Genomic DNA, 1719 nt, shown 5'->3' with positions numbered 1-1719 from the left:
CGTGCCAGGCTTGCGCTCGATCTCGCGAAGGGCAAGGCCGCCGATCGCGTCAGCGCGCGCGCAACGCTCGATCTCGACACGCCGCAGCTCAAGGGCAACACAGTGATCTCGGCGGCGCCGCAGGTGGCCGCGATCCGTACGCTGGATCTCGACACACTGCGCCGCAACGACGTGACGGCCGAGGCAAGGCTCTCGGCCGTCGAGGGCAACGCGCTGCTGGCGCTGCTCGGGCTTGACCGCGTGGTCGCGGCCGGTGCGGGCCCAACGCAGTTCGAGGGTACCGTGACCGGCGCATGGCTCGCGCCGCTGCGGCTGAAGGCGAGGCTGTGGGGCGCGGGGCTCGACGTGGACGCGGAAGGCGCCGCCGAGCCTTGGATCAAGGACGGCGGCAGCGAGAGCAAATCCAGTGTCAGCCTTCGTGTCCGCAGTGCCGACATCAGTCCACTGCTCAATCTCAAATCATCCGATCCGGCCGCAAACATCCGCCTGTCATCGAAGTTGACGCTGGTGGGCGACCGGCTGACCTTCGACGATCTCGACAGCATCGTCGCCGGGTCGCGGCTGCGCGGCCGTCTCGCGCTGACACTCGCGGATCAGAAGAGCGTCGACGGCGAAATAGGTCTCGATCAGATCTCGCTGGCACCGATTTTCGCGGCTGCGATCGGCGCAGTTGGTCGTGATGCGACGGCGCCGCTCGGCCAGGGGTTGACAAGCGCGTGGCGCGGCAAGATTACGTTCGAGGCGCTGCACGGTCTGCTGCCGGGCGGCGCCGAGTTGCAGCCGGTCAGCGGCACCATCAGATCGGATGGGCAGTCGCTGACCTTCGACGGCATCAAGGGCAAGATCGGCGGCGGCGAGGCGACGGCCTCGATCGATGCGCGACAGGGCGTCAACGGACTTGCGCTCAACGCCAATGTGCAGCTGTCCGATGTCGACGGTTCAGCGTTGCGCTATCGCAATCTCGCGATGCCCAAGGCGCGGGCCTCGATGCAGATGACGTTGTTGACGCAGGGCCGCAGTGCCTCGGCGCTGATCGGCGCGTTGTCCGGCAGCGGCGTCGTGACGCTGGAGGGGCTGAACCTTCCAGGCCTCGATCCGCGCGCGTTCGACGTTGCGATCCGCGCCAGCGATTCCGGGCAGGCGACCGACGACATCAGGCTCAAGCAGATCGTCGAACCGGCGCTCGCCGCCGGCGGGCTGTCGGTCGCTTCGGCGCAAATTCCCTTCAACATCCGCGACGGCCGCATCAGGGTCGGCGCCACCACGCTCGCGGCCAACGGCGCCAACGCGATCGTGTCCGGTGGCTACGATATTCCGGCCGACCAGGCCGACATCCGCGCCGCACTGGCGTCGACGCAGGTGGGCACCGCCACGAGCCGCCCGGAAATCCAGCTGCTTGCCGTGGGCACGCCCGACGGGCTGTCCCGCAGCATCGACATTGCGGCGTTGTCGTCCTGGCTTGCGGTGCGCGCGATCGACCGGGAGACCAAGCGGCTCGATGCGATCGAGCGCGGTGAACCGGCGCCACCGCCGACCCCGGCGGCTCTTCCGCCTCCTGCCGCGCCGGCGCCTGATGCGTCCAACTCAAATTCGGTGGGGGTGCCTTCCGCCAACTTGCCGGTGCCCGGTCCCGATCCACGCCGCGTGCCGGCGAAGCCGAAGGTCGTGGCACCACGGCCGCCGATCGTCCCGCCGGTTGCCACTGCGCCGGCCGTCGTG

At 69.1% G+C, this 1719-nt stretch carries 1 protein-coding gene; it reads left to right on the top strand.

Annotated features, from left to right (window positions below):
• On the top strand, positions 1-1719 hold a 1719-nt coding region (locus tag H8A92_RS40370), incomplete at both ends, for an AsmA family protein (RefSeq protein ID WP_229200793.1).

This window comes from Bradyrhizobium acaciae (assembly GCF_020889785.1).
Lineage (GTDB): Bacteria > Pseudomonadota > Alphaproteobacteria > Rhizobiales > Xanthobacteraceae > Bradyrhizobium > Bradyrhizobium acaciae.
This window is presented reverse-complemented; position numbering and strand designations above follow the sequence as displayed.